Source organism: Pseudomonas sp. SDO5532_S415 (assembly GCF_054071155.1).
Map to the genome: position 1 here is coordinate 1 of NZ_JBSVWS010000046.1, position 24,369 is coordinate 24,369.

Below are 24,369 nucleotides of genomic sequence, written 5' to 3' on the forward strand. Positions count from 1 at the left end.
CAAGGAGTTTTCCGTTTCGACTGCGCCGGAAGTGGGGCGAATTATAGACACCTGAAATCTGCCGTCAAGCACTGATTTGGTTTTTCTATTAATAAGGTGCAAAAAGGGGGAAACATCGCTTCTTCTATATAGAAGGAGCCACATCCGGACAGTAAGCACTTAGCCACTGCCAATGAAATGCGAGGAAAGAGAGATTGGAGGGTTATGAAAAGGTGGTGTCCCAGGGCAGGTTCGAACTGCCAACCTTCCCCTTAGGAGGGGGATGCTCTATCCAATTGAGCTACTGAGACACAAATTGCCCGCGAGAATACGCAGAGCGATAGACGGCGTGCATGTTAACGGGCAAGCCCACCTTTGTCATGTCATCCGTGGGCTTTTTAAGTGTAGGAGGATGCTTCAGAAGACGACGAAGTTTTACCTGGCAAATCACGAGGCGACTCATGACACCTTCCTCACGCCAGCGGAAGCGCCGGACAAATACCACTCGACAGCCCCTCCCGGCCAGATCCTGAAGCCCCCTATGACAAAATCCTCTGCCATCCATCCTAAATCGCCCTCACCGCCTATCCATCTCTAGTAAATCGGCCATTTGCCACTATCCTGTAAAGGGTAAGGAACAGTGATCGATTCGTATGACATACCCGTCAGAAATCTTGACGTCGACTGTCAGGCAGAGGACGCAACCGGCGATACGGACCTGGACAGCTTTCCAAACCAGTCCGCATTTCTGATAATTGGTGCTGGCATAACGCCTTTACCCAGTTCAATATTTGTCACAGAATTGACGCCAATGATCTGGCAAGTTTGAGGCATGATGCGCGCCTCTATCAATTCAGGTTGAACATTTGGCCATAGCGCTTGTCGTATCAGACATCCTGCGGCCAATCCCGAGAACCGCTCCCCTGAACTAACCGGTTAAATATATGCGCCCATTGAAACAGGCAATTTATTCCAGCCGTACGGCTGACAAGTTCGTCGTACGTCTGCCAGACGGAATGCGTGAACGCATTGCCGAGGTGGCTCGCAATCATCACCGCAGCATGAACTCCGAAATCATCGCGCGCCTTGAGCAGAGCCTTATTCAGGAAGGTGCGCTGGGCGAAGAACTAAGCATGCGCCTGGACAGCCCAGAGCTTTCATTGCACGAACGCGAATTGCTGCAACGCTTCCGCCAACTCTCCCACCGCCAGCAAAACGCACTCGTCTCACTCATTGCCCATGATGCCGAGATGGCCACTGACGCCTCCTGACTCACATTGAAAGCTCAAGCCAGCCTGATCGCTGGCTTTTTTTTGCCTGAAATTCAGGCAAAAAAAAGCCCGCTGGGTAGCGGGCCTTACTGGAATAAAACTCAGAGCAGGAAGATCGTGGCCAGCCCAAGGAAAATAAAGAACCCACCACTATCTGTCATGGCCGTGATCATCACACTGGCCCCCATTGCCGGATCGCGCCCAAGCCGCGCGAGCGTCATCGGAATCAAAACGCCCATCAACGCAGCAAGCAACAAGTTGAGCGTCATGGCAGCAGTCATCACCACCCCCAACGACCAGCTGCCATAAAGCAGGTAAGCAACAACCCCGATCACACCACCCCAGATCACACCATTGATCAGCGCTACCGCCAACTCCTTACGCATGAGTCGCGAAGTATTACCGGTGCTGACCTGGTCCAGCGCCATGGCCCGAACGATCATGGTGATGGTCTGATTACCGGAATTGCCACCAATGCCCGCAACGATCGGCATCAGCGCGGCAAGCGCCACGAGCTTTTCGATGGAACCTTCAAACAGGCCAATCACCCGAGATGCGACGAATGCAGTGATCAAGTTCACCGCCAGCCAGGCCCAACGGTTGCGCAACGACTTCCAGACCGATGCAAAAATATCTTCTTCTTCACGCAGACCCGCCATGTTGAGAACTTCGTTTTCGCTCTCTTCACGAATCAGGTCGACCATCTCATCGATAGTCAAACGACCAATCAGCTTGCCGTTTTTATCGACCACAGGTGCGGAAATCAGGTCGTAGCGCTCGAACGCCTGGGCGGCATCGTAGGCTTCTTCGTCCGGATGAAAACTCACCGGATCACTGGCCATGACTTCAGAAACCTGCTTTTCCGGATCGTTGACCAATAAACGCTTGATCGGCAGAACGCCCTTGAGGACGCCGTCATAGTCGACCACGAACAGTTTGTCTGTATGACCTGGCAGCTCCTTGAGACGCCGCAGGTAACGCAGAACCACTTCGAGACTGACATCCTCGCGGATGGTCACCATCTCGAAGTCCATCAATGCACCGACCTGCTCCTCGTCGTAAGACAACGCAGACCGCACGCGCTCGCGCTGCTGGGCATCGAGGGTTTCCATCAGCTCGTGGACGACATCTCGCGGCAGCTCGGAAGCCAGGTCAGCAAGTTCATCGGCATCCATGTCCTTGGCGGCAGCCAGGAGCTCATGATCGTCCATGTCGGCGATCAGGGTTTCACGGACCGAGTCGGATACTTCGAGAAGGATGTCGCCGTCGCGATCAGCCTTGACCAATTGCCAGAGCGTCAGACGATCGTCCAGCGGCAAGGCTTCAAGGATATAGGCGACGTCGGCGGAGTGCAGGTCGTCGAGCTTGCGCTGCAATTCGACGAGGTTCTGCCGGTGAACCAGGTTTTCGACCCGATCGTGATGCGGGCCTTCCTGGCGGTGGGTCAGGTCTTCAACCACTCGCTGACGCTGCAACAGCTCAACAACCTGAGCGAGGCGGTCCTGCAAGCTTTCCTGTGTTTTCTTTACTTCAACTTCAGACATAGGCGAACTCCACTCCCAGCAGTGGAACACGCCGGAAGGATCAATCAGTCAATTCATGATTGGAAAAACGTTTTACTGAGTAACTACTGGGTAAGTCCATGGAGGTATTCCACAAGCCCCGGCGGGGCTGACGGGCGCAATGATACACCGCCTGACGGTTTTAAATGTTAAAAAATCGCGGCTGAAACAAGCGCTTGCAAGACAAACCTGAGCGCCATCCTGATCCTTGAAACTGCGACGACTTATCCTGAAAAGAAAACACACCGCAGCGGAAAAATGTGGCGACTACGCTTGAGAACAACGTCATGGAGGACGCCCGATGCCACCGAGCGCACACTATTCTTTACTCATCAGCCTGCTCTGCTCGCCCTTGGCACTTGCCACGACCATTCACCGATGCGAGGCGGACAACGGGCACATCACCTTTACCACGCTGAGCTGCACGACAGGCGAAAGCTTTTCGCTCCAGGATGTCCGCACACCCACACCCGCTGGCGCAGTGACAGCTCTAATGCCTGAAACCGAGCGTGGCGATACACCCGGCACTAAAATCCAGAGAAGAGTTCCAACTGTCGTCGGCAAGGCCCAAGACAAATGCGGAAATCTGATCAGCGCGAAAGAGCGGCGGGAAGCAATCATCAATCAGCGGATTATCGCGGGCATGACTCAGCGAGACGTCGAAAGCGCTCTCGGCAAGCCAGACAAGATCAGTATTCGGAACTCGAGCACACGCTATCGCTACGAAAACAAACGAGGCCGTGGCGCGAACATTGAATTCGATGAGAACGGATGCACGAAAGGAAAAGCCAAATCCCAGACGGCAAAAAGCCCGCATTAAATGCGGGCTTTCTGTTGTATGGTGCACTCGACAGGATTCGAACCTGTGACCGCTCGGTTCGTAGCCGAGTACTCTATCCAGCTGAGCTACGAGTGCATTTGTTGCCGCGCATTATAGGCCGTTCAATCTGTTTGTAAAGCGCTTTTTTCTAGTAATTTCAACAACTTACCGAAGAAGCCAGATTACAACGTACTACGCAAATAATGGCGGAGAACGGGGGATTCGAACCCCCGACACCCTTGTGAGGTGTACTCCCTTAGCAGGGGAGCGCCTTCGGCCACTCGGCCAGCTCTCCGCAACACGGGGCGTATATTAACCAGCTTCTTCCCCGTTTGCAAACATAAAAAACGATAAAAATTAATGGCTTGGTTCTTCGTCCTTCTCTTTCTTGATGCGCAGGTAAATTTCCTCACGGTGGACAGCCACCTCTTTAGGCGCATTCACACCAATACGCACCTGATTTCCTTTGACGCCGAGCACGGTCACGGTGATTTCGCCATCACCAATAATCAGGCTTTCTGCGCACCGACGAGTCAGAATCAACATACCTTTCTCCTCACGCCTTACATTTCAGGGACAACAGTCTGCAAAAAAAAGGCACTCGACCTACAACCAAAGCGGTCGCGGCCTACATGCCTGAGTATTGACTAGCGCGAGCAAAAGAACAGCCTCGGGGTCACGCCATTCAAAAAAACAAAGGGCGCGGTCAGACCGCGCCCTTTGGTGAACGCATCACTCGCCCTGGCGGACCGGTGCGTCCAGATCGAAAGCCGTGTGCAGGGCGCGCACAGCCAGTTCCAGGTACTTCTCTTCGATCACTACGGAAACCTTGATTTCCGAAGTCGAGATCATCTGGATGTTGATGCTTTCCTTGGCCAGGGATTCGAACATGCGGCTGGCTACGCCTGCGTGAGAGCGCATGCCAACGCCGACGATCGACACCTTGGCGATCTTGGTGTCGCCAACGACTTCACGGGCACCGATCTCACGAGCGGTGTTTTCCAGCACGCCTTGTGCCGCCTGATAGTCATTGCGGTGCACCGTGAAGGTGAAGTCGGTGGTGTTATCGTGCGCGACGTTCTGCACGATCATATCGACTTCGATGTTCGCGGCGCTGATAGGGCCGAGAATCTTGAACGCAACGCCCGGGGTGTCTGGCACGCCACGGATGGTCAGCTTGGCTTCATCGCGATTGAAAGCGATGCCGGAAATGATCGGCTGTTCCATGGTTTCCTCTTCATCAATAGTAATGAGGGTGCCCGGACCCTCCTTGAAGCTGTGCAATACGCGCAGCGGAACGTTGTACTTGCCGGCGAATTCCACCGCACGGATCTGCAACACCTTGGAACCGAGGCTGGCCATTTCCAGCATCTCTTCGAAGGTGATCTTGTCCAGGCGTTGAGCCACGGACACCACGCGCGGGTCGGTGGTGTAGACACCGTCGACGTCGGTGTAGATCTGGCACTCGTCAGCCTTCAGGGCTGCCGCCAGGGCTACGCCGGTGGTGTCGGAACCGCCACGACCGAGCGTGGTGATGTTGCCGTGTTCGTCGACGCCCTGGAAACCGGCGACAACCACCACGCGACCGGCCTTCAGGTCGCCGCGAATCTTCTGGTCATCAATCTGCAAGATACGCGCTTTATTGTGCGCGCTATCCGTCAGAATCCGTACCTGATTGCCGGTGTAGGACACCGCGGGCACACCACGCTTCATCAGCGCCATGGCCAACAGGGCAATCGTCACCTGCTCACCGGTGGACACGATCACATCCAGTTCACGAGGAACCGGTTGGCCGTCGCCACTGATTTGCTTGGCCAGATCGATCAGACGGTTGGTTTCGCCGCTCATTGCAGACAGCACAACCACCAGGTCATCGCCGGCATCGCGGAATTTCTTAACCTTGTCGGCGACCTGCTCGATTCTCTCGACAGTGCCGACCGAGGTGCCTCCAAATTTCTGTACGATCAAAGCCATTTCAAAGCCGCCTCTGCCCATGAAGGGCGCCCAAATAATCACTCAAACAGCGTACCGGCCCGCCACTAGACTGCGGGCCGGACACCCTGCCTTATAAACCCTGCTCTACAAATGGAACGGTCAGCGCCAGTGCTGCATCCAGTGCGCCAGCGTCGGTACCGCCGCCCTGCGCCATGTCTGGACGACCACCACCCTTCCCGCCCACTGCCGCAGCGGCTTGCTTCATCAAATCACCGGCTTTGAGTTGGCCAGTCAGGTCTTTGGTTACGCCTGCAACCAGAACGACCTTTTCCTCATGGACACTGCCGAGCAGGATCACTGCGCGACCGAGTTTGTTTTTCAGCTGATCGACCAGCCCCAGCAGCGCCTTGCCGTCCTGGCCGTCCAGACGCACGGCCAACACTTTCACGCCCTTGACGTCCTGCGCTTGCGCCGACAGATCGTCACCGGCCGCGCTGGCCGCCTTGGCTTGCAACTGCTCGAGTTGCTTCTCCAGCAGACGGTTGCGCTCCAGCACAGCCGACAGCTTGTCGATCAGGTTGTCGCGGCTGCCCTTGACCAGGTTGGCCGCTTCCTTGAGTTGTTCTTCAGCCGCATTCAAGTAGGCCAGTGCCGCAGCACCGGTAACTGCCTCGATACGACGCACACCAGAGGCCACACCGCCTTCGCTGATGATTTTCAGCAGGCCGATGTCGCCGGTACGGCTGGCGTGGATACCACCGCACAGTTCAACGGAGAAATCCCCGCCCATGCTCAGCACGCGCACGCTGTCGCCGTACTTCTCACCGAACAGCGCCATGGCGCCTTTCTGTTTGGCGGTTTCGATATCGGTTTCTTCGGTTTCAACAGCGGAGTTCTTGCGAATCTCGGCGTTGACGATCTCTTCCAGGGCCTTCAGTTGCTCAGGCTTGACGGCTTCAAAGTGGCTGAAGTCGAAGCGCAGGCGCTGACTGTCAACCAGCGAGCCTTTCTGCTGAACGTGATCGCCCAGCACCTGACGCAACGCGGCGTGCAGCAAGTGAGTGGCCGAGTGGTTCAGCGAAGTAGCGTGACGCACCTCTGCTTCGACATGGGTATCCACTGGCGCGCCAACGATCAGACTGCCCGAAGCCTGTACGCCATGGTGCAGGAACGCGCCCCCAGTCTTGGTGGTGTCGCGCACATCGAAACGCGAAGTACCGGCCTGCAGATAACCACAGTCGCCAACCTGTCCGCCGGATTCGGCATAGAACGGAGTCTGGTTCAACACCACGACGCCCTCTTCGCCTTCACTTAATACGTCGACCGACTGCCCGTCTTTATAGAGAGCAACGACTTTCGCCGAACCTTTGGTCGCGTGGTAACCGGTGAATTCGGTGTCGACGTCGACCTTGACCAGGCTGTTGTAGTCCATGCCGAAGGAACTGGCCGAACGTGCACGGACGCGCTGGGCTTCCATTTCGCGCTCAAAACCTGCTTCGTCGATGGTCAGGCTGCGCTCACGGGCGATGTCACCGGTCAGGTCCATCGGGAAACCGTAGGTGTCGTAGAGCTTGAACACGACATCGCCCGGCACCACGTCACCTTTGAGCTCGGCCAGATCCTGCTCGAGGATTTTCAGGCCCTGTTCCAGGGTCTTGGCGAATTGCTCTTCTTCGGCTTTCAGTACACGCTCGATGTGTGCCTGCTGGGACTTCAGCTCAGGGAAGGCTTCGCCCATCTCGGCGACCAACGCCGCGACGATCTGGTAGAAGAAGCTGCCCTTGGCGCCCAGCTTGTTGCCATGACGGCAAGCGCGACGAATGATCCGGCGCAGCACGTAGCCACGGCCTTCATTGGACGGCAGCACGCCGTCGGCAATCAGGAAACCGCAGGAGCGAATGTGGTCAGCCACGACTTTCAGGGAAGCCTGGGCGTCATTGGTGCAACCGATGGCCTTGGCCGATGCGTTCAGCAGGCTCTGGAACAGGTCGATCTCATAGTTCGAGTGAACGTGCTGCAGCACGGCACTGATCCGCTCCAGGCCCATGCCGGTATCCACCGACGGTGCTGGCAGCGGGTGCAGCACGCCGTCGGCGGTGCGGTTGAACTGCATGAACACGTTGTTCCAGATTTCGATGTAACGGTCACCGTCTTCTTCCGGCGAGCCTGGTGGGCCACCCCAGATGTCGGCGCCGTGATCGTAGAAAATCTCGGTGCAAGGACCGCACGGGCCGGTATCGCCCATGGTCCAGAAGTTGTCGGAAGCGTACGGCGCACCCTTGTTGTCGCCGATGCGAACCATGCGCTCGGCCGGAACGCCGATTTCCTTGGTCCAGATGTCATACGCCTCGTCATCGCTGGCGTAGACGGTGACCCAGAGCTTTTCCTTCGGCAGGTTCAGCCACTTCTCGGAGGTCAGGAAGTTCCAGGCGTAGGTGATTGCATCACGCTTGAAGTAATCACCGAAGCTGAAGTTACCCAGCATTTCGAAGAAAGTGTGGTGACGAGCGGTATAACCGACGTTTTCCAGGTCGTTGTGCTTGCCGCCGGCGCGCACGCATTTCTGGCTGCTGACGGCGCGGGTGTACGCGCGCTTTTCCTGGCCCAGGAAGCAGTCCTTGAACTGGTTCATCCCCGCGTTGGTGAACAGCAGGGTTGGGTCGTTGCCCGGAATCAAAGAGCTGGAGGCTACACGGGTGTGGCCTTGCTCTTCGAAGAAGCGAAGGAAGGCTTCACGGATTTCTGCGCTTTTCATTAGGTTCTTCCACGGAGGCTGCGGCCAAAGGCCTGTTCGAAACGTCAACAGACGAAACGACGGCAAAGGGCCGCATTATATCGGCCCTGCGCGCGGGGTACAGCGTGTTTATACGATAGAAACGGTCAATTGGACTGCTAACGCTATCACTTACGGGAAAAGTCGACGAATGTCGCGACGACCTGCTCGATTTGCCCAGCGCTGACGTCCATGTGCGTGACCATCCGCAAGCGTGCGGCAGCGCTGAGCTTGACCCCGCGTTCGGCGGCAAACGCCTTGATCGCCTCGGCACGGTCACCCATGTTCACGTAAACCATGTTGGTCTGTACCGGCTCGACCTCATAACCCGCCGCGCGCAGGCCTTCGGCCAGCGATTGGGCGTTGGCGTGGTCGACAGCCAGCCGCTGGACGTTGTTATCCAAGGCATACAAGCCTGCCGCCGCCAGAATCCCGGCCTGGCGCATGCCGCCGCCAACCATCTTGCGCAAGCGCCGCGCCTTGGCGATCAACTGCGCCGAACCGCACAACACCGAACCGACCGGCGCGCCCAGGCCTTTGGACAGGCAGACCGAGACGGAATCGAAATGCTGGGCGATCTCCCGGGCATCGACACCCAGCTTGACCGCCGCGTTATACAGCCGGGCACCGTCCAGATGCAGCTGTAACCCGTGTTCACGGGTAAAGCTGCGGGCTCGGGCCAGGTAATCCAGGGGCAGGACCTTGCCCTGCATGGTGTTTTCCAGCGCCAGCAGGCGGGTGCGGGCGAAGTGGAAGTCGTCCGGTTTGATCGCGGCGGCAACCTGCGCCAGGTCCAGCGAACCATCGGCCTGCACTTCCAGCGGTTGCGGCTGGATCGAACCCAGCACTGCCGCCCCACCCCCTTCGTACTTATAGGTATGGGCTTGTTGGCCGACGATGTACTCATCACCGCGCTCGCAATGGGCCATCAATCCCAGCAGATTGCTCATGGTGCCGGTCGGGACAAACAGTGCCGCGGCAAAACCCAGGCGTTTTGCCAACTCGGCTTCCAGACGATTGACTGTCGGATCTTCGCCATAAACGTCATCCCCGGTGGCCGCTGAGGCCATCGCGTCGAGCATGCCGGCGGTGGGCTGGGTGACTGTGTCGCTGCGAAGATCGATAACGCTCATGAATCTGGCCTCGGTTAGCAGGGGAAAATCCCTTTCAGGTAGGAATTACTGCGGTCACGCCGACGAATAATCAACCCTTGAAGAGCAAAAGGCTTAGTCATTCGACGAAAAAGTCGATAGCAATCATCAGATAGCAGCAATGCACAGGTGCGAAATATGTGTTAAAAACGCTGCGCCGCCCGACGATAGGGCGGCAAAACGTTCTCAGGGCGGGGTGCAACTCCCCACCGGCGGTAATTGCGCGCAATGCGCATAGCCCGCGAGCGCTTGGTGACGGCACGGCTTCGGCGGTGACTGGCGGCAAGGTCAGCAGACCCGGTGTGATCCCGGGGCCGACGGTCATAGTCCGGATGAAGAGAGAACGGGATTGGCGCCGCCAAGGCTCTATGCCAAAGCGCCGTCCGCAGGCACTTGTGCCTGCGCACCCTTAAATCCCATTCGATTCATAACGCCCTGTTTTTCACACAAACAGGAGTCAGAACATGCAACCCACCGCAATCGACAGCAAAAGCAAACACCATCAGGGCGAACGCGTTGCGTTCATCCAGGCCTGCTGGCACAAGGAAATCGTTGACCAGAGCCGTAAAGGCTTCGTCGCGGAAATGATTGCCCAGGGCTATCAGGAATCCGACATCGACTTCTTCGAAGTCGGCGGGGCTTTTGAAATGCCCTTGCATGCCAAGTTGCTGGCCAAGACCGGCCGTTATGCCGGCATTGTCGCGGCAGCCCTGGTGGTGGACGGCGGGATCTACCGTCACGAATTCGTCGCCCAGTCTGTGGTCAGCGGCCTGATGCAGGTTCAGCTGGAAACCGAAGTGCCGGTGTTCTCGGTGTCCCTGACCCCGCACCACTTCCATGCCGGTGAAGAGCACCAGAAGTTCTTCTTCGAGCATTTTGTGCATAAAGGCCAGGAAGCGGCGAAGACCTGTGCAGATACGTTGAGCAAGGTGCGTGCGTTGCGTCGCACTGAGCCGCGTGCGGTAGCCGTCTAACCACCAAAATACCTGTGGGAGCGAGCCTGCTCGCGAAAGCGGTTTAACATTCAACGGTGATGTCGTTTGTTAATCCGTCTTCGCGAGCAGGCTCGCTCCCACATGGGTTCCATGACAAACCTGAGATCGTAATCAGGCCAGGTTTTCGTCAGTGGTCGGCACGATCAGGATGCCGGCGCGCAGGCCGTTCTTCACCTTGGGGTTCGGAAAGATGATCCGGGCGCCCTCTTCCTCGATGATCCAGCGGGTATTGGCGATGTCCTCAGCCAGCAAATAACCCACGTCCAATTCGGAAAAGTTCTCGATGTCCGCCGGCAGGTTCAAGCGGAAGCTGTCGCTGTGCTTGATGATTTCCCGCGCCACGCTGAACAGCTGCAACCCATCAAGCGCTTGTTCAGTCGACTCCGGCTCGGTGCCTTCGATGATCTGTTTGAGGCGGGTTTCCAGCCGGGACACGTTGACACCGTCGTTCTGCCCGAATGGTCGCGCCTTGCCCAGCTCGAGGGTGAAAGACTCGGCGCCGAGCTTGTCGTAGGTGTAGGAACTGAAGACGATGGACGGTTTGTTCTGCAGCAACACCGCTTCCATGCCGGCGGCGCGCAGACGAGCCAGCTCCTGGCGCGAATGCTGGCGGTCTTCTTTCCATGGGTACAGTGCGAACTGCTCGATTTTCGAACCGCGGATCGCGGTGTGCAGGTCGTAGTGCAGGCGCTGGCGATCCGGCAGGCTGAAGAAACTGGCGGCCAGGCGCTCCAGTTCACAGGCGCGCAAGGCTTCGGAGCCGCTGCTTTGTTCGTGACGGCCATTGAACAGCCGATTGACGTCCTGCTCGACGAAACGCTCGCCCTTGCGAATCGCTTCGGGATTGCCGAACAGGAACAGAATGCGTGCGCGCGGCTTCAGATCGCCGCGAGCGATGTCATGCAACAGTCGATCAAGCAATTCGATCGGTGCTGTTTCGTTGCCGTGGATCCCCGCTGACAGCAGCAGATCCAGGCCATTGTCGCGCGCTTCGGGCGGCCGGACTTCCAGCGCGCCCTCGCTCAACCAGCGCATGCGCACGCCTTCGACAGTCAGTTGAGTCTTCTCCGCCGGTTCGCGGCCGGCGAGGGTCAGTTCAAGCAGTTTGCCGAGGGCGAGCATAGAGCGGTTTCCTTAGTGGTCGTGGTTGCAATCCGGGCCGTGAACGTGATCCTCGTCGTCGCCGAGGTCAGCCGGTTCCATCTCCAGTTGCAGACTTACCAGATTAGTCGCCAATGGGCGCAACAGCAGGTTGGCGTATTCGGCGTCACCTTCTTCGACGTCCACGCCGATCAGCAATTGGCCGCGGCCGTCTTGCTGGATCCACAGCTCTTTGCCTTGCCACATGACCGCGACGCGGGTGCAGGAAGTTTCCAGTTGCGTGCCGTCGGTGTCTTCAAGGATCAGCTGCAGTTTGTCGCTCATGTAATTACGCTCTCATTGGAGATGAAGCGACGCGCTGTCGTGCCCAAAAGCGCGCCGTCGATCAATTGATCTGGAATGGATAAACCGCGCCCAGTTTAAGGATTTGCGTCAGTTCATCCAGTGCCGTCCGGCACTCAAGCAGCAATTGCGGGTCCGCAAGATCGTTTTCGGTCATGCGGTCGCGGTAGTGCTTGTTAACCCATTCGGTCAATGTGCCGTACAACGGTGCCGTCATGATAACGCCTTGATTGACCGCCGCCAGTTCGGTTTCGTTGAGCGCGACGCGCAACCTCAGGCAAGCGGGGCCACCGCCGTTCTGCATGCTTTGCTTGAGATCGAAAACTTTCACTTCCCGGATCAGGCCGCCGGAGCTGGTCAAACCCTGCAGATACTGCCAGACACGTTCGTTGCCATGGCATTCTTCCGGGACGATCAACAGCATGGAACCGTCAGGACGCGACAGCAGTTGGCTATTGAACAGGTAGGACCGAACCGCGTCTTCCACGGTTACCGCGGAACGCGGTACGCAGATTGACTGAAATTTCCCACCGACCTTGGCGAGTTTGCTCTGCAGTTCAGCGAGCATCTGTTCGGTCTCGAGGAACGCGTCCTCGTGGTAGAACAACACCTCACCGTTACCCACGGCGATCACGTCATTGTGGAACACACCCTGATCGATCACCGATGGATTCTGCTGGGCATAGACCACACCGTCATCCTTCAAGCCATGCAGACGCGCCACGGCCTGGGACGCTTCCAGGGTCTGGCGGGCCGGGTACTTCTGCGGAGCCGGGTAGCGGTTATCGAACGCACTGCGACCGAACACGAAGAACTCGACACCGGCTTCGCCGTATTCGCGGCAGAAACGGGTGTGGTTGGCCGCGCCTTCGTCACCGAACTGGGCCACGGCCGGCAGGGCCGCGTGGTGCGCGAAGTGTTTCTGGTCGGCGAACATTGCCCCCAGCACGCGGCTGGTGGTCGGGTGTTCGATGCTGCGGTGGTATTTGCAGTTGAGGTTCGCGGCGGTGAAGTGCACGCGGCCATCCGCAGTGTCGGCACTCGGGCTGACGGTGGCGGCGTTGGCAACCCACATACTCGACGCCGAGCAACTGGCGACCAGCAGCGGCATCGCGTCTTTTGCCGCGCGTTCGATCACTTCAGCGTCGGTGCCGCCAAAGCCCAGGCGACGCAGTGCTGCCACGTCCGGGCGCTCCTGTGGCGCCAGCACGCCTTGCTGAAAGCCCATGTCCATCAGTGCTTTCATCTTCGCCAGGCCTTGCAGCGCTGCTTCCTTCGGGTTCGAAGACTGCTGGCTGTTGCTCTGGGATGCGACGTTGCCGTAGGACAGGCCGCCGTAGTTATGGGTCGGCCCCACTAGACCGTCAAAATTGACTTCATAGGATTTCATCAGCGAGGCTCCACGAGAATCTGTTTGTTATAGGCTTCTAGTAACAATTGAGTAAGACCGCGTCGCGGCCTTCGCGAGCAGGCTCGCTCCCACAGGTTGAGTGGTATTCACAGATTTTGTGTACGACTCAAATCCTGTGGGAGCGAGCCTGCTCGCGAATGGGCGCTACGCCATTTTCACGCCAGGCGTGAGGGCCGCGGGCAACACCAGGCTCGGCGTTTCCAGCGAGGCCACTGGATACGCGCAGTAATCCGCCGCGTAGTAGGCACTGGCGCGATGGTTGCCCGAAGCGCCGACGCCGCCGAAAGGCGCGCTGCTCGCAGCACCGGTCAGTTGCTTGTTCCAGTTGACGATACCGGCGCGGCTTTCCAGCCAGAATTGCTGATAGCGCGCCTCGGAATCCGACAGCAGCCCCGCTGCCAGACCGTACTCAGTGTCGTTGGCTTCAGCGATCGCCGCTTCAAAATCAGCGTAGCGGATCACTTGCAGCAACGGGCCGAACAGCTCTTCGTCCGGGCGTTCGGTCACGGCGGTCACGTCGAGAATGCCAGGGGTCAACAATGCGGCCTGAGCCTGAGGTTGAGTCATTTCCAGCAAGGCCAGCGCACCGTTGGCCAACAAATGCTCCTGGGCTTCCATCAATGCTTTGGCCGCGCCAAGGGAAATCACCGAGCCCATGAACGGCGCCGGTTGCTGATCGAAGGCACCGACCGAGAGGGTCGAGCTGACCGCCACCAATCGCGCCAGCAATGCGTCGCCCCACGCGCCTTGCGGCACCAGCAAGCGGCGCGCACAGGTGCAGCGTTGACCGGCAGAAATGAACGCCGACTGAATAATGGTGTAAACAGCAGCATCCACATCGGCGACCTGATCGACCACCAACGGGTTGTTGCCGCCCATCTCCAGCGCGAGGATCTTGTCCGGGCGACCGGCGAATTGATTATGCAGGTGATTGCCGGTGCGGCTGGAACCGGTGAAGAACAGACCGTCGATGCCCGGGTTCGCCGCCAAAGCGATACCGGTTTCGCGGGCGCCTTGCAGCAGGTTCAGCACACCGGCCGGCAAACCGGCCTCGATCCAGCATTTGACCGTCAGCTCGGCGACTTTGGGCGTCAGCTCGCTAGGCTTGAACAGCACGCTGTTACCGGCCAGCAACGCCGGCACGATATGCCCGTTGGGCAAGTGGCCAGGGAAATTGTAGGGACCAAACACCGCTACAACACCATGTGGCTTGTGACGCAATACGGCGGTGGCGTCGCCCAGCGGGCCGCTCTTCTCGCCAGTGCGCTCGCGGTAGCTCTGGACCGAGATTGCAATCTTGTTGACCATGCTGGTGACTTCGGTCGCCGATTCCCACAGGGGCTTGCCGGTTTCCTCACCGATGGTGCGGGCCAGTTCGTCAGCATGGCTCTTCAGTGCAGCGGCAAAGGCCTCCAGCACCGAGATACGCTCTTCCAGGGTCCGGCGAGCCCAACCCGGGAACGCCTGACGCGCCGCTTGCACCGCCGATTCAACCTGAGCGGCCGTGGCGCCTTGACCGGACCACAGCACTTGCTGGGTCACCGGGTTCAGCGACTCAAAGGCTTCGCCCTGACCGGCCAGCCATTCACCTGCAATGTATAGCGACTTCATTATTTCGACTCCCGGGCTGCGGACAACGGAACGGCGCGCACCTGATCGCCGGCGTTGAGTTGAAGACGTTTGGCGGTCAGCGGGTCGACCACCAGCGTGCCGGCGGCGAAGCGTGCGGGTGCGGCAGTGATCCGGCACTCTTCGCGCTTGCGGTTGTGGATAATGAATGGCGTGGCGTCGTCACCCGGCGTGCCGATGGCCAGCACCAGCGCCTGACTGTCGCGTACGGCGCGGATCTTGCCTGTTTCGCACTCGATCGCGGGGCCTGCGTCGAAAATGTCGACGTAGCCTTGATAGCTGAAACCTTCGCTCTTGAGCATCGACAGCGCAGGCTCGGTATCAGGGTGCACCTGACCGATCACGTTGCGCGCATCCGGCGACAGGAAGCAGGTGTACAGCGGGAATTTGGGCATCAGTTCGGCGATGAACGCTTTGTTGCCCACGCCGGTCAGGTAATCGGCCTGGCTGAATTCCATCTTGAAGAAGTGGCGGCCCAGGCTTTCCCAGAACGGCGAACGCCCGGCGTCATCGGACACACCGCGCATCTCGGCGATGATCTTGTTGCCGAACAGTTGCGGGAACTCGGCGATGAACAGCATCCGCGCCTTGGACAGCATGCGGCCGTTAAGGCCACTGCGGAAATCGGCGTGCAGGAACAGCGAGCACAGCTCGGAGTTGCCGGTCAGGTCGTTGGCCAGGAACAGCGTGGGGATTTCGCGATAGATGTTCAGCTCCTGCGAAGCACTCACCGTCAGACCGACGCGGAAGTTGTACCAGGGCTCACGCAGACCAACCGCGCCGGCGATGGCGGAAATGCCCACCACGCGACCGTCGTCATCTTCGAGCACGAACAGGTAGTCCGCATCGCCCCGCCCGGCTTCACCGCGAAAGGTTTTCTCGGCCCAGCCGACCCGATGGGCCAGACGCTCTTCGTTGGCCGGCAAAGTGGTCAGGCCGGTGCCGGTGCTGCGGGCCAGGTCGATCAGAGCGGGTAAATCGCTGCTGCGTACGGGACGAACGATCATGCTATCTCCTCAAACGGGCCGCTTGCGCCACCCGTGAAACTCGCTGCTTTTCAGGCATTTTTTTGAAGCAGGCGTTAAACCGCCACCAGGCGCACGCTCGCACCTTCGCCGACACCCAGGGCTTCGGCCGCTTCCAGGTCCAGGGTCACGGGTTTGCCTGGCGCGTAATCGAGCTCAAGCATGACGGCGCGGTAATCCTGCAACTGCGCGTTGGCCACCAGATACTGTCGACCGACACCTTTGACCGGCTCGCCGATTTTCACCGGCACCACACGGCTCTGGGCGATCGAACGGATCCCCGAGACGCGGGCATGCAAGGTCGGGCCGCCGTCGAAAATATCAATGTAGTGATCGGTCTCGAAGCCTTCGCGCATCAGGATGTCGAAGGTGATTTGTGCCCGCGGGTGCACCTGGCCCATCGCTTCTTGCGCGGAGTCCGGCAGCAGCGGCACGTAGATCGGGTAATGCGGCATCAGTTCGGCCAGGAACGTACGGCTCTTCAGGCCGCACAGACGCTCGGCTTCAGCGTAGTTGAGGTCGAAGAAGTTGCGGCCGATGGCATCCCAGAACGGCGAATCGCCATTTTCATCGCTGTAGCCGACGATCTCGGTCACCACGGAATCGGCAAAGCGCTCCGGATGGCTGGCCACGAACAGCAGGCGTCCACGGGAATTGAGCTCGGCCCAGGGCGACCCCACCAACTCGCGCTGCACGTAGAAACTGGTCAGCAGGCTGTTACCGGTCAGGTCGTGGCACTGGGAGAGCACATGAATCTTGTTATGAATCTTCAGCTCGCGGGAAGCGTGAACGAAGGTTTCATTACGGAAGCTGTAGAACGGCTCGGAATAACCGGCGGAAGCAACGATGGCCGAACAGCCGACCAGTTTGCCGGTGGCGGTGTCCTCGAGGACGAAGAAATAGCTCTCTTCGCCGTTGAAGCTCACCTCGGCGGCGAATGACGCTTCGCTCGCGGCGATCTTGTCGCTCAGGCGTTCAACGTCATCCGGCAAGGAAGTGACACCAATCGGGCTGTCCGCAGCCAGACGCTGTACCTCGCCCAGATCAGCCATTTGCGCGGGGCGCATCACCAGCATGGTGTCACTCCTTAATCTCAGAACTTACAGAAGAAAAATCCCGGGCCATCCCTGAAACAACTCAGAGTCAACTGTGGGAGCTAGCCTGCTGGCGATATCGTCCTGTCAGGCAACAATGATGTTGGCTATCAGGCCCTCATCGCCAGCAGGCTGGCTCCCACACTTTTGATTCAGCCCGAAACAAAAATTTGGTTCGACGCCTGAACGGTCAGGCGTCGAAGGGTCTATCAGGCTTGCGTCAGTTTTGCCGCAGCGCGTTCGAAGCGGTCCAGACCGGCATCGATATCGGCGTCTTCCACCACCAGGCTCGGGGCGAAACGCACCACGTCCGGGCCCGCTTGCAACACCATCAGGCCTTCTTTTTCAGCGGCGTTGAAGATGTCCTTGGCCTTGCCTTTCCAGGCATCGGTCAACACGCATCCGATCAACAGGCCCAGGCCACGCACCTTGGTGAACAGGCCGTACTTCTCGCCGATCTGCTCCAGGCGTGCCTTGAACTTGTCATGCTTGGCGTTGACGCCGGCCAGCACTTCAGGGGTGTTGATCACGTCGATCACCGCTTCGGCAACCGCGCACGCCAGCGGGTTGCCGCCGTAGGTGGTGCCGTGGGTGCCGACGACCAGGTGCTTGGCCAGGTCTTCGGTGGTCAGCATCGCCGCGATCGGGAAACCGCCGCCCAGGCTCTTGGCGCTGGTCAGGATGTCCGGGGTCACGCCGTAATGCTGGTACGCAAACAGTTTGCCGGTACGGCCCATGCCGGTTTGCACTTCGTCGAAAATCAGCAGCGCGTTGTGCGCGGTGCAGAGTTCGCGGGCGCCTTGCAGGTATTCGAGCTCAGCCGGGATCACACCGCTTTCGCCCTGGATCGGCTCCAGCACCACCGCGCAAGTCTTGTCGGAAATGGCGGCTTTCAGCGCGGCCAGGTCGTTGTACGGCACGTGGGTGATACCGGTGATTTTCGGACCAAAACCGTCGGAATACTTCGACTGGCCACCGACGTTCACGGTGAACAGGGTACGACCGTGGAAGCTGTTGAGGGCGGCGATGATTTCGTACTTCTCGCTGCCGAAACGATCGTGGCCGACGCGACGGGCCAGCTTGAAGGCGGCCTCGTTGGCTTCGGCGCCGGAGTTGCAGAAGAACGCACGCTCGGCAAAGGTGGCATCGATCAGCTTATGGGCCAGGCGCAGGGCCGGCTCATTGGTGAACACGTTCGACACGTGCCACAGCTTGTTGGCCTGCTCGGTCAAGGCTCCGACCAGCGCCGGGTGCGCATGGCCCAATACGTTTACGGCAATCCCGCCGGCGAAGTCGATCAGCTCGCGACCGGACTGGTCCCAGACGCGGGAACCGGCGCCACGCACAGGAATGAAGGCGGCAGGCGCGTAGTTGGGAACCATAACCTGGTCGAAATCGGCGCGTTGTACCGCAGCGTGCTCAACGGACATCGGAGTCTCCTGAAGAGAAAACACTCGCCTGAAACTGGCGAGCGATGGGGGGATTGTAAGGACAGTTTTCAGCCCGGCCTTGCCGCCAAGCGACAACTTCTTATAGCGCAAACCCCGGATTTTCCCGGGTTTACGGCAATGCGACATATAGGGTCGCAAAGGCGCAGTTTAACTGTCCGACAGGGTTAGCGGCAGGGTTGCGGGGATTTGATTTGCGCAAACTGCGCCAGCGGTCAGCCGCGCTCGGACGGCACCGACGACAACTCGAACGGACTGCTGCTGCGTCGCTGGTTGCGATCTTCCCGCGGCGTGGCGCCGAAGAAGTTGCGGTAGGCGCTGGAAAAATGCGGCCCCGAGGAAAAGCCGCAAGACAGGCCGATCTGGATGATCGACTTGCTGGTTTGCATCAACATCTGCCGGGCCTTGTTCAGGCGCAACTCCAGGTAGTACTGGCTCGGCACTCGGTTGAGGTATTGCTTGAAGATCCGCTCCAGTTGTCGACGGGACACGCACACATGCTGGGCAATTTCGTCGGTGGTCAGCGGTTCTTCGATGTTGGCTTCCATCAGCAACACGGCCTGGGTGAGCTTCGGATGGCTGGAGCCGAGGCGATTCTGCAATGGAATGCGCTGACGCTCGCCGCCTTCGCGGATGCGCTCGACCACCAGCTCTTCCGACACCGCACCGGCCAGCTCCGCACCGTGATCACGGGCCAACACCGCCAGCAACAGGTCGAGTACCGACATGCCGCCACACGCAGTCAGGCGATCGCGGTCCCAATCGAACAGATGGCTGGTGGCAATGACCTTCGGGAAGCGTTCGGCGAAATCATCCTGCCAGCGCCAGTGCACGGCCGCGCGATAGCCATCGAGCAAGCCGAGTTGCGCCAACGGATAGACACCGGCCGACAGGCCACCGATCACACACCCGGAACGCACCAGTTGCTTCAACGCACTGCTGAGCGCCGGCGCCAAAGTCGTCGGCGGCTCGTCGGCAAGCAGGAACAGTTTCTGGAAGTTTTCGAGCTTGCCGGCCCAGGCTTCGCCGGGCAATTGCCAGGCGCCTTCGGTTGGCGGTTCAGCTTGCAAGAACGACAGTTCGTAGACCACGTCCGGATGCACACGCTGGGCAACACGCAAGGCCTCCTCAGCCAGCGCAAGCGTCAGTGCTTTAGTGCTGGGCCAAATCAGGAAACCAATTCGATGGGCAGTCATGGGTGGGCAATCCGAAACGAAGAACAGTGATGAAGGCATGGGCCAATGCTAGCCCGTAAATGAACACAAATCTCAAAACCAACAGCGATCCCTTGTGGGAGCTGGCTTGCCAGCGATGGCGGTCTGTCTGTGCCAGAGATGCAAACTGAACCACCGCTATCGCTGGCAAGCCAGCTCCCACAGGGATCGGGGGCCGGCCTTGGATTGCGAAGCATGCACTATCGCGGTGCACAACGGCAGTCTTGATTACTTGAGGCTGCCCGAGAGGAATTGCTGCAAGCGCTCGGATTGCGGGTTCACCAGCACTTCACGCGGGTTGCCGCTTTCTTCGACGACACCTTTGTGCAGGAACACCAACTGGTTCGACACTTCACGGGCGAAGCCCATTTCGTGGGTCACCACCACCATGGTCCGGCCTTCCTGGGCCAGGGCCTGCATGACTTTCAGCACGTCGCCGACCAGTTCCGGGTCCAGCGCCGAGGTCGGCTCGTCGAACAGCATCACCTCGGGCTCCATCGCCAGCGCACGGGCAATTGCCACGCGCTGTTGTTCACCACCGGACATGTGGCCCGGGTAAGCGTCCTTGCGATGTGCCACGCCCACCTTGTTCAGGTAGTGCTCGGCTTTCTCGCGGGCTTCTGCCTTGGATACACCGAGTACGTGCACCGGCGCTTCCATGATGTTTTCCAGCGCGGTCATGTGCGACCACAGGTTGAAGTGCTGGAACACCATCGACAGACGCGAACGCATGCGTTGCAGCTGTTTCGGGTCGGCGGCCTTCAGCGCGCCATCCTTGTTCGCCACCAGCTTCAGCTCTTCGTTGTTGAGCAGGATCTTGCCCGCGTGCGGCTGCTCCAGCAGGTTGATGCAGCGCAGGAAGGTACTTTTGCCGGAGCCACTGGAGCCGATGATGCTGATCACATCGCCAGCCGCCGCTTTCAGGGACACGCCCTTGAGCACTTCGTGACTGCCATAGCGTTTATGCAGGTCTTGGACTTCAAGTTTGTACATGCGGTCGGTTCTCACAAAAAGCAGTCAGTCAGTCGTTGAGCAAGCGCCCGTGACGCAGCGCTTCGCGCCCCGCCACCTTGGCCAGCCAGAAACCGGGTTGGGCATAACGCAGCCGTTCAATGGCAAACAGCACCCCGGACGTACCAGCACACACCGTGCTGACCCGATCCGCCAGCGGATCGATCACTTCAAAAATCTCATCACCGGCTTCGATCCACTCGCCGGGGCTACGCAGAAAACTCACCACGCCAGGATGCGGCGCGAACAGCAACTCAGTGCCTTCGAACGGCATGCCCTCGCAAGGCTCATGTGCTGCATTCGGCCAGTCGCCGCTGATCAGGCCTTGCTCGGCGAGGAACGCCAGAATGCCTTCGGCGTGCGCCTCGGTCTCAGCGCGACCGGTGTCGGCCTGACCACCCAGTTCAATGGTAGTCGCCAGGCACGCCAGCGGAATCTGCGCATCCGGGAACAGACGCGACAACCGCAACCACGGCAGCGAACAGGCTTCGTCGAAGGAGCTGCCACCGGAATCTTCCGCCAGCAGGCCGACCTGCACATTCAGGTGCGCAGCCAACGAACGCCACTGCGGCCAGTGCTGCGGCAAGGCGTACATGTGCAGCGCCGCTTCGCAATCGCAGTGCAAATCCAGCACCACATCGGCGGTGCAGGCATGGCTGAGCAAGACACGCTGCATGCCCTGTAATTGGCTGCTGGCCGGTGGCAACGCGGCCAGCACATCGCTCATGGTCTGGCGGATCAAACGGATGTTGGCGTGCGGATCATCGCCCAGATGCCCATCGAGCTCGGCGGCCACTGGCGCACTGAGTTCGACGAAATCGCGGTTGAAATTCTTGCCACTGCCCGCCTCGAAACGCCCCTGATGATTGCCCTGCAGCAGTTGACCGAGGCCCAGCGGGTTGGCCACCGGCACCAGCTCGATCACACCGTTGAGCAAGCCCTGGGCTTCGAGTTCGACCAGGCGCTTTTTCAGCGCCCAGGCCGTGCGCATGCCTGGCAGTTCATCGGCGTGGAGGCTGGCCTGGATGTAGGCCTTGCGCTCGCCACTGCCGAAGCGGAAGACCGAGATCTGGCGCTCGCTGCCCAGGTGGCTCCACGGCAATGCATGATCGATGCGTTCCATATCAGTGCTTCCGCGGGGCCAGGTAGCCCAGCCAGCGGCGCTCGGCCAGCTTGAACAGCTTCACCAGAATGAAGGTCAGGCACAGGTAGAACACGCCGGCGGTGATGTACGCCTCGAACGGCAGGTAGAACTGGGCGTTGACCGTACGCGCGGCACCGGTGATGTCGATCAGGGTCACGATGGACGCCAGACTGGTAGTCTGCAGCATCATGATCACTTCGTTGCTGTACTGCGGCAGCGCGCGACGCAGGGCCGACGGCAGCAGGATGCGCTTGTACATCTTGACCCGCGACATGCCCATGGCCTTGGCCGCTTCGATCTCGCCGTTCGGCGTGGCACGCAGGCTGCCGGCGATGATTTCGGCGGTGTAGGCGCTGGTGTTGATGGCGAACGCCAGGCACGCACAGAAGGTTGCACTGGACAGCCACGGCCAGAGGAAGCTCTCGCGCACGGCCTGGAATTGCGCCAGACCGTAGTAGATCAAGAACAGCTGCACCAGCATCGGCGTGCCGCGGATCACGTAGGTGTAGAGCCACGCGGTCATGTTGACCACGGCGTTTTTCGAGACCCGCATCAAGCCCAGCGGCAGCGCGCACAGCAGGCCGAAGAACAGCGACAGCGCGAGCAGTTTGAGGGTGGTCACCAGGCCGCCGAAGTACAGCGGCAAGGACTCCCAAATGACGTTGTAGTCGAAGATCATAGATCAGCCGCCCTTACGCCTACCGAGTAGCGCTTCTCAAGGTGACGCAATGCCAGCAACGAGACACTGGTGATCACCAGGTACAAAGCCGCCACTGCGAGGAAGAAGGTGAAAGGCTCACGGGTGGCATCGGCCGCCTGCTTGGCCTTGAACATCATGTCTTGCAATCCCACCACCGAAATCAGCGCGGTAGCCTTGGTCAGTACCAGCCAGTTGTTGGTGAAACCCGGAATCGCCAGGCGAATCATCTGCGGCACCAGCACCCGGAAGAACACCTGAAAACTGCTCATGCCGTAAGCCATGCCGGCTTCGGCCTGACCTTTGGGGATCGCCATGAACGCGCCACGGAAGGTTTCCGACAGGTACGCACCGAAGATGAAGCCCAGGGTGCCGATACCGGCGGCCAACGGATTCAGGTCGATGTATTCGTCGTAGCCCAGCATCGGCGCGACGCGGTTGAGCAGGTCCTGGCCGCCATAGAAAATCAGCAGGATCAGCACCAGATCGGGAATGCCGCGGATCACCGTGGAGTACAGATCGCCCAGCCAGGCCAGCCAGCGCACCGGCGACAGACGCAGTGCCACGCCGATCAGACCCAGAACAATGGCCAGGGCCATGGACGACAAGGCGAGCTGAAGCGTCAGCCAAACGCCATCGAGGATGACAGCCCCGTAGCCTTTCAACATGATTCAGGTCCTCGAGAGTTGGGATGAAAAAATGGCGCAAACCGCAGAGACCCTGTTGCTTGCGCCATTTCGGACTTGTCGCCGGACGTGTTACTTGCCGTAGATATCGAAGGCGAAGTATTTGTCCTGGATTTGCTTGTACTTGCCGTTCTCGCGGATGGCAGCGATCGCGGTGTTGATCTTGTCTTTCAACGCGTCACCCTTGCGCACCGCGATACCCACGCCGTCGCCGAAGTATTTGACGTCGGTGAAGGCCGGGCCTACGAACGCGAAGCCTTTGCCAGCGTCGGTTTTCAGGAAGCCGTCATCCAGCAGCGTAGCGTCTGCCACGGTGCCGTCGAGGCGGCCGGCGGCCACGTCCAGATAAATTTCGTTCTGCGAACCGTATGGCTTGATCTCGGCACCCAGCGGAGCCAGGACTTCGCGGGCGAAGCGCTCGTGGATCGAACCACGCTGCACGCCGATGTTCTTGCCTTTGAGCTCGGCCAGGTTGTCGCTGACCTGAGTGCCGGCCTTCATGACCAGACGCGCCGGGGTGTTGTAGTACTTGTTGGTGAAGTCCACGGACTTCTTGCGGTCTTCAGTGATCGACATGGACGACAGGATCGCGTCGATCTTGCGTACTTTGAGTGCCGGGATCAGACCGTCGAACTCTTGCTCGACCCACACGCACTTGACCTTCATCTCTTCGCACAGTGCGTTGCCGATGTCGTAGTCAAAACCAACGATGCTGCCGTCCGGTGCTTTGGAGGCGAACGGAGGATAGGCCGCTTCAATGCCGACTTTCAGAGGTTTTTCGTCGGCGAAGGTTGGCAGGGACAGCACGCAAGACATTGCAAGGGCGCCAAGCAGCACGAGTTTCTTCATCTTGGGACTCCATCGGAAAAGGGCTAAAACGGCAGAGTGAGCGACAGCCCAATATGCGAATGAGTGGAACCGGAAAGCGTTGCTGCGTCCTACATTGCGTGTGCGAAATTTCAACACAGGCAACGACGAGCGAATGATCGGCATTCTAACGACAGGCCCGAAGCCGATATTTCTTCAATGCGACAACTAGTTACAGAAGCACCGAGAAAGCCGTTTGGGCACGTTGACAGCC

Annotated in this window: 21 protein-coding genes, 3 tRNA genes and 1 riboswitch; of the genes, 3 read left to right on the top strand and 21 right to left on the bottom strand. The window is 59.2% G+C overall.

What is annotated here, in order from left to right; all coding sequences use genetic code 11:
• Positions 1-213 precede the first annotated feature (213 nt).
• Positions 214-290: transfer RNA gene (locus tag ACW9HW_RS13315), tRNA-Arg, on the bottom strand.
• 633 nt (positions 291-923) lie between these two features.
• Here ACW9HW_RS13315 and ACW9HW_RS13320 point away from each other — a divergent pair.
• Positions 924-1,250 (top strand): Arc family DNA-binding protein, encoded by a 327-nt coding sequence (locus ACW9HW_RS13320; protein WP_008154293.1) that lies wholly within the window; start codon positions 924-926, stop codon positions 1,248-1,250.
• Positions 1,251-1,351: 101 nt separating this feature from the next.
• Here ACW9HW_RS13320 and mgtE read toward each other — a convergent pair whose 3' ends face one another.
• Positions 1,352-2,794 carry a magnesium transporter gene (gene mgtE / locus ACW9HW_RS13325; protein WP_095193282.1) on the bottom strand — a complete coding sequence of 481 codons (1,443 nt, stop codon included), beginning with the start codon at positions 2,792-2,794 and terminating at the stop codon, positions 1,352-1,354.
• A 319-nt stretch (positions 2,795-3,113) separates the two neighbouring features.
• Here mgtE and ACW9HW_RS13330 point away from each other — a divergent pair, with 319 nt between their 5' ends.
• Positions 3,114-3,632, top strand: a complete 519-nt coding sequence (locus ACW9HW_RS13330; RefSeq protein WP_457400236.1) for a cell envelope protein SmpA — start codon at positions 3,114-3,116, stop codon at positions 3,630-3,632.
• A gap of 19 nt (positions 3,633-3,651) precedes the next feature.
• On the opposite strand, the gene ACW9HW_RS13335 is transcribed toward ACW9HW_RS13330, so the two are convergent.
• The 6 genes from ACW9HW_RS13335 to ltaE form a co-directional block, all read right to left on the bottom strand.
• A tRNA-Arg gene (locus ACW9HW_RS13335) sits at positions 3,652-3,728 on the bottom strand.
• Positions 3,729-3,836: 108 nt separating this feature from the next.
• Positions 3,837-3,927 (bottom strand) — tRNA-Ser (locus ACW9HW_RS13340).
• A gap of 62 nt (positions 3,928-3,989) precedes the next feature.
• Positions 3,990-4,178, bottom strand: coding sequence for a carbon storage regulator CsrA (csrA, locus tag ACW9HW_RS13345; protein ID WP_002554426.1), 189 nt, complete (start codon positions 4,176-4,178; stop codon positions 3,990-3,992).
• A gap of 186 nt (positions 4,179-4,364) precedes the next feature.
• Complete coding sequence (locus ACW9HW_RS13350; RefSeq protein ID WP_095193280.1) at positions 4,365-5,606, bottom strand: aspartate kinase; 1,242 nt, start codon at positions 5,604-5,606, stop codon at positions 4,365-4,367.
• A 91-nt stretch (positions 5,607-5,697) separates the two neighbouring features.
• Positions 5,698-8,322, bottom strand: a complete 2,625-nt coding sequence (gene alaS / locus ACW9HW_RS13355; RefSeq protein WP_457400238.1) for an alanine--tRNA ligase — start codon at positions 8,320-8,322, stop codon at positions 5,698-5,700.
• 146 nt (positions 8,323-8,468) lie between these two features.
• Positions 8,469-9,473: a low-specificity L-threonine aldolase gene (gene ltaE / locus ACW9HW_RS13360; protein WP_457400240.1), complete on the bottom strand. Its 1,005-nt coding sequence runs from the start codon at positions 9,471-9,473 to the stop codon at positions 8,469-8,471.
• Between the two features lie 196 nt (positions 9,474-9,669).
• Positions 9,670-9,840: riboswitch (FMN riboswitch) on the top strand.
• A 115-nt stretch (positions 9,841-9,955) separates the two neighbouring features.
• Between ltaE and ACW9HW_RS13365 the strand changes: the two genes are divergently transcribed.
• The gene (locus ACW9HW_RS13365) at positions 9,956-10,465 is read left to right on the top strand and encodes a 6,7-dimethyl-8-ribityllumazine synthase (protein ID WP_095193277.1); all 510 of its coding nucleotides are present in this window, start codon (positions 9,956-9,958) and stop codon (positions 10,463-10,465) included.
• A gap of 132 nt (positions 10,466-10,597) precedes the next feature.
• On the opposite strand, the gene astE is transcribed toward ACW9HW_RS13365, so the two are convergent.
• The 13 genes from astE to ACW9HW_RS13430 all read right to left on the bottom strand — a co-directional run bounded on the left by astE (position 10,598) and on the right by ACW9HW_RS13430 (position 24,137).
• Entirely contained in the window at positions 10,598-11,608 is a 1,011-nt protein-coding gene (gene astE / locus ACW9HW_RS13370) for a succinylglutamate desuccinylase (RefSeq protein ID WP_095193276.1), read from the bottom strand.
• A 12-nt stretch (positions 11,609-11,620) separates the two neighbouring features.
• Positions 11,621-11,911, bottom strand: coding sequence for a topoisomerase II (locus ACW9HW_RS13375; RefSeq protein ID WP_175392293.1), 291 nt, complete (start codon positions 11,909-11,911; stop codon positions 11,621-11,623).
• Between the two features lie 61 nt (positions 11,912-11,972).
• A complete protein-coding gene (astB, locus tag ACW9HW_RS13380) occupies positions 11,973-13,319 on the bottom strand; it encodes an N-succinylarginine dihydrolase (protein ID WP_095193274.1) in 1,347 nt (448 codons plus the stop codon).
• A 165-nt stretch (positions 13,320-13,484) separates the two neighbouring features.
• Positions 13,485-14,954, bottom strand: coding sequence for a succinylglutamate-semialdehyde dehydrogenase (gene astD / locus ACW9HW_RS13385; RefSeq protein ID WP_457400258.1), 1,470 nt, complete (start codon positions 14,952-14,954; stop codon positions 13,485-13,487).
• The gene (gene astA, locus ACW9HW_RS13390) at positions 14,951-15,976 is read right to left on the bottom strand and encodes an arginine N-succinyltransferase (RefSeq protein ID WP_095193272.1); all 1,026 of its coding nucleotides are present in this window, start codon (positions 15,974-15,976) and stop codon (positions 14,951-14,953) included. Before astA ends, astD begins: the two co-directional genes overlap by 4 nt.
• A 74-nt stretch (positions 15,977-16,050) precedes the next feature.
• Entirely contained in the window at positions 16,051-17,070 is a 1,020-nt protein-coding gene (gene aruF, locus ACW9HW_RS13395) for an arginine/ornithine succinyltransferase subunit alpha (protein ID WP_137807997.1), read from the bottom strand.
• A 227-nt stretch (positions 17,071-17,297) separates the two neighbouring features.
• Positions 17,298-18,518, bottom strand: a complete 1,221-nt coding sequence (locus ACW9HW_RS13400) for an aspartate aminotransferase family protein (RefSeq protein ID WP_095193270.1) — start codon at positions 18,516-18,518, stop codon at positions 17,298-17,300.
• 233 nt (positions 18,519-18,751) lie between these two features.
• Complete coding sequence (gene argR, locus ACW9HW_RS13405) at positions 18,752-19,732, bottom strand: transcriptional regulator ArgR (protein WP_457400245.1); 981 nt, start codon at positions 19,730-19,732, stop codon at positions 18,752-18,754.
• Between the two features lie 246 nt (positions 19,733-19,978).
• The gene (locus ACW9HW_RS13410) at positions 19,979-20,743 is read right to left on the bottom strand and encodes an ABC transporter ATP-binding protein (RefSeq protein WP_007971015.1); all 765 of its coding nucleotides are present in this window, start codon (positions 20,741-20,743) and stop codon (positions 19,979-19,981) included.
• Positions 20,744-20,771: 28 nt separating this feature from the next.
• On the bottom strand, positions 20,772-21,884 hold the full coding sequence (locus ACW9HW_RS13415; protein ID WP_457400247.1) for a M14 family metallopeptidase: 1,113 nt from the start codon (positions 21,882-21,884) through the stop codon (positions 20,772-20,774).
• Between the two features lies 1 nt (position 21,885).
• Complete coding sequence (locus ACW9HW_RS13420) at positions 21,886-22,584, bottom strand: ABC transporter permease (RefSeq protein WP_095193267.1); 699 nt, start codon at positions 22,582-22,584, stop codon at positions 21,886-21,888.
• Positions 22,581-23,270 carry an ABC transporter permease gene (locus tag ACW9HW_RS13425; RefSeq protein ID WP_095193266.1) on the bottom strand — a complete coding sequence of 230 codons (690 nt, stop codon included), beginning with the start codon at positions 23,268-23,270 and terminating at the stop codon, positions 22,581-22,583. Before ACW9HW_RS13425 ends, ACW9HW_RS13420 begins: the two co-directional genes overlap by 4 nt.
• A gap of 90 nt (positions 23,271-23,360) precedes the next feature.
• The gene (locus tag ACW9HW_RS13430; protein ID WP_457400250.1) at positions 23,361-24,137 is read right to left on the bottom strand and encodes an ABC transporter substrate-binding protein; all 777 of its coding nucleotides are present in this window, start codon (positions 24,135-24,137) and stop codon (positions 23,361-23,363) included.
• Positions 24,138-24,369: the final 232 nt, after the last annotated feature.

Excerpts from the sequence above, each read along its gene's own strand:
- ACW9HW_RS13320 (WP_008154293.1), top strand. The coding sequence starts at position 924 with ATGCGCCCATTGAAACAGGCAATTTATTCCAGCCGTACGGCTGACAAG.
- mgtE (WP_095193282.1), bottom strand. The coding sequence starts at position 2,794 with ATGTCTGAAGTTGAAGTAAAGAAAACACAGGAAAGCTTGCAGGACCGC.
- ACW9HW_RS13330 (WP_457400236.1), top strand. The coding sequence starts at position 3,114 with ATGCCACCGAGCGCACACTATTCTTTACTCATCAGCCTGCTCTGCTCG.
- csrA (WP_002554426.1), bottom strand. The coding sequence starts at position 4,178 with ATGTTGATTCTGACTCGTCGGTGCGCAGAAAGCCTGATTATTGGTGAT.
- ACW9HW_RS13350 (WP_095193280.1), bottom strand. The coding sequence starts at position 5,606 with ATGGCTTTGATCGTACAGAAATTTGGAGGCACCTCGGTCGGCACTGTC.
- alaS (WP_457400238.1), bottom strand. The coding sequence starts at position 8,322 with ATGAAAAGCGCAGAAATCCGTGAAGCCTTCCTTCGCTTCTTCGAAGAG.
- ltaE (WP_457400240.1), bottom strand. The coding sequence starts at position 9,473 with ATGAGCGTTATCGATCTTCGCAGCGACACAGTCACCCAGCCCACCGCC.
- ACW9HW_RS13365 (WP_095193277.1), top strand. The coding sequence starts at position 9,956 with ATGCAACCCACCGCAATCGACAGCAAAAGCAAACACCATCAGGGCGAA.
- astE (WP_095193276.1), bottom strand. The coding sequence starts at position 11,608 with ATGCTCGCCCTCGGCAAACTGCTTGAACTGACCCTCGCCGGCCGCGAA.
- ACW9HW_RS13375 (WP_175392293.1), bottom strand. The coding sequence starts at position 11,911 with ATGAGCGACAAACTGCAGCTGATCCTTGAAGACACCGACGGCACGCAA.
- astB (WP_095193274.1), bottom strand. The coding sequence starts at position 13,319 with ATGAAATCCTATGAAGTCAATTTTGACGGTCTAGTGGGGCCGACCCAT.
- astA (WP_095193272.1), bottom strand. The coding sequence starts at position 15,976 with ATGATCGTTCGTCCCGTACGCAGCAGCGATTTACCCGCTCTGATCGAC.
- aruF (WP_137807997.1), bottom strand. The coding sequence starts at position 17,070 with ATGCTGGTGATGCGCCCCGCGCAAATGGCTGATCTGGGCGAGGTACAG.
- ACW9HW_RS13400 (WP_095193270.1), bottom strand. The coding sequence starts at position 18,518 with ATGTCCGTTGAGCACGCTGCGGTACAACGCGCCGATTTCGACCAGGTT.
- argR (WP_457400245.1), bottom strand. The coding sequence starts at position 19,732 with ATGACTGCCCATCGAATTGGTTTCCTGATTTGGCCCAGCACTAAAGCA.
- ACW9HW_RS13410 (WP_007971015.1), bottom strand. The coding sequence starts at position 20,743 with ATGTACAAACTTGAAGTCCAAGACCTGCATAAACGCTATGGCAGTCAC.
- ACW9HW_RS13415 (WP_457400247.1), bottom strand. The coding sequence starts at position 21,884 with ATGGAACGCATCGATCATGCATTGCCGTGGAGCCACCTGGGCAGCGAG.
- ACW9HW_RS13420 (WP_095193267.1), bottom strand. The coding sequence starts at position 22,584 with ATGATCTTCGACTACAACGTCATTTGGGAGTCCTTGCCGCTGTACTTC.
- ACW9HW_RS13425 (WP_095193266.1), bottom strand. The coding sequence starts at position 23,270 with ATGTTGAAAGGCTACGGGGCTGTCATCCTCGATGGCGTTTGGCTGACG.
- ACW9HW_RS13430 (WP_457400250.1), bottom strand. The coding sequence starts at position 24,137 with ATGAAGAAACTCGTGCTGCTTGGCGCCCTTGCAATGTCTTGCGTGCTG.